The sequence below is a fragment of the Escherichia whittamii genome, assembly GCF_014836715.1.
GTDB classification, from domain to species: domain Bacteria; phylum Pseudomonadota; class Gammaproteobacteria; order Enterobacterales; family Enterobacteriaceae; genus Escherichia; species Escherichia whittamii.
Map to the genome: position 1 here is coordinate 1 of NZ_JACSQI010000028.1, position 2556 is coordinate 2556.

The following is a 2556-nucleotide window of genomic DNA, read 5'->3' on the forward strand; positions in this document are numbered from 1 at the left end:
AGGGAACGATACTCATTATATTGAGCGATTTTAATTGCTGTAATATCACTTAATAATCCATACCTATCGTCCACGTTGTCACTGGCTTCGGCGGTGTTACTTTTTTCTCCACAGTGCGTTCTTTACCGTATAAATTAACCCGTAATGGTGAATCCTTTACCTCCATAGGATCACATAACTGCCACTCAACGGTATCTTTCTTCTCAGGTTTTTCGCTCTTTTCCTTCCCCTTTCCTTTTTCATCAACTTCACCATGAGACACATCAATCTTAAATTCAAACTTCCCTTTAATGCCGTCATGAAATAATGCCAGGTCCAGTCCGTCATCATGTGAATCAAATCCAAATCCAGCTTTCGCTTCTATAGAGGCAGTCGCTTCGGCGGTCAGTTGTACAACAAAAACATTCGCCTCAAACGTCGCACTCACCACACCTTTTAAACCGAGCTTGATGTTACTTTCCTTTACATTAAACTCCCATTTTTTATCCTTTTCAGCGTATACTGCGCCAAGATCAAGATTAATTTCCGCTGAAATCTCGATATAGCATTCAACACTGGTTCCGTGTTTACGGAGATATTCACGACATCTGTTGACCAATGACTCGACTTTACAGTATGCACATATAAATGAAATAATATCGAATCTGAACGATGCTTCAAAAAATGGGGCACCAAACAATCCGTAAAAATGACAGGGGCCATCCTGGATATCGGTATATTGATAGGCGTATGATATACCCAGTTTAACAGGTTCTATTTTTGCACTGAACAATGAATATTTGCGCGTACCATTATTATGGTCAGGATCTGGCGCAAAATATTTATTGATATTATTGACCAGAGAGTCAATTCTTCCTATCTGTTCCAGTTGCTTAGTTTGTCGAAGTTTTTTTATTTCTTTTTCATATTCACTTGCGTGTTCAACATTGGCTATTTTTACGCCAAAATCGACAGTCAGGGAAGTCTTGTTTATCCACTCAAACTCAGCCGTGGTATTTGTCCAGCCGCTACGGAGTTTATTTTTATCCCTGGGCTTGGTGTTCTCCATTGCGTCCCTGGCTTTTATTCTTTCGTCACGCCGCTCTTTTACTGTTCGCGTCTGTTTTGATGACGAAATCTCATAGCTGAACCCTGTAGTAAACCGAATTTCCATTGTAGGATAAACATCAATTTCAACATAATTGCCACATTCGTAACAACTGTCAATTCTGACTGAATAATGGGCAGGTTCATAATGATTCTTAAATGGAGAGGATATTGCCCCCAAATAATCCCATGGTACACGAAATGTACCCATAGCAATTATTTCACCTTCAGACAAGTTATCATCCAAAGTGACCTTATTAGGTATTCCGAAAGGTTGCAGTATCTTATGATTATTTTCTGTTTTTTCCTCTAACCATGCCTCATGTGTTCCACTTTTATCGCACTGGTAGGTAATGGTAATTATACCATCACATCCGGAACCATCATCCAGTAGCTTAAAACGAACCACTCCTTCTTTTGACCAGAAATGTTTCTCGCCGGCCTCAGGAAAATCACTAATAACATCAAAAATACATGGATCAGGAATGCCGCATTCCACACAGGGCTTTCCGGCTGTCGAAGATGGAGATGTCATATAATCTATCCGTTTGTCTTTTTATTGTGGGATAAATCCCAGTTCCTGTTGTGCAAGTTCATATACCCGAATATGTCCCGGATATGCCTGATTGCTGAGTTGCTCATACCAGTCATCCGGAATATATCGGGGATCGATTATGTTTTTTTTCAGTAAGATAAGCGTCATTGTTCTGACAGAACGATCATCTTCTATATTTAATGACTGGCAAAAAGAGAAATAATCTTCTGCCAGAATTCGGGATGATTCAGCTTTTGATGAATTATCCCATACTTCTTTATCTACATTTTCTTCGATAAATGCAGATAATGTATCAAGATAATTATCCCGTGCCTTTCGTTCCAGTTGGCTATATTGTCTGTAACTCAGCGTCAGTTGTGATGGACGTTCTGCCCTTATATTCATAGCTTCTGCGGGACGGACGGAAGAAAAATTATCCTCACGACATTCTTCACCATAACGGGTACTTAGCTGTCTGACGGGACTGATAAAAGAAAGACGCTGGCGGGGGGTCAGAACTTCCGCTAATACCCATATATTCCGGGGATCATAAAATCGCATGAGAACAGGTTTCTCCTGTTCGGGGATCCTAACCCACAGATAACGTCTGAAGTGTTGCTGTAGCTCACGCATGGATGACTCAGAAGTCAGATATATTCCCCACGGCGACGCCTTATCCCTCAGCCATGCTTCAACTTCCGGAACGACCTCCACGAGATAGGGGGCCAGCGCGACCAGATCCGGCTGTATAGGTTCTGCATACAGACAACAGTGTGGGGGATTCACCTCGTTCAGAAAATCCAGCAGTCCTTCCTCCACAGCACCATCCACAATGGCGTACTGTACGGGTGCCATTTCCATCACTTATCCTCCTTCGGGCAGTGCGCCACAAACATCGAACCACTCCCGGCTGCGGCTTTCAGGATCACCGGGCG

2 protein-coding genes are annotated in these 2556 nt (G+C 42.3%); both read right to left on the minus strand.

The window, feature by feature from the left end:
- Nucleotides 1-49: 49 nt before the first annotated feature.
- The gene (locus tag H9644_RS21365; protein WP_191776486.1) at nucleotides 50-1621 is read right to left on the minus strand and encodes a hypothetical protein; all 1572 of its coding nucleotides are present in this window, start codon (nucleotides 1619-1621) and stop codon (nucleotides 50-52) included.
- Between the two features lie 21 nt (nucleotides 1622-1642).
- On the minus strand, nucleotides 1643-2482 hold the full coding sequence (locus H9644_RS21370) for a DUF4123 domain-containing protein (RefSeq protein WP_191776489.1): 840 nt from the start codon (nucleotides 2480-2482) through the stop codon (nucleotides 1643-1645).
- Nucleotides 2483-2556 lie beyond the last annotated feature (74 nt).

Excerpts from the sequence above, each read along its gene's own strand:
- H9644_RS21365 (WP_191776486.1), bottom strand. The coding sequence starts at position 1,621 with ATGACATCTCCATCTTCGACAGCCGGAAAGCCCTGTGTGGAATGCGGC.
- H9644_RS21370 (WP_191776489.1), bottom strand. The coding sequence starts at position 2,482 with ATGGAAATGGCACCCGTACAGTACGCCATTGTGGATGGTGCTGTGGAG.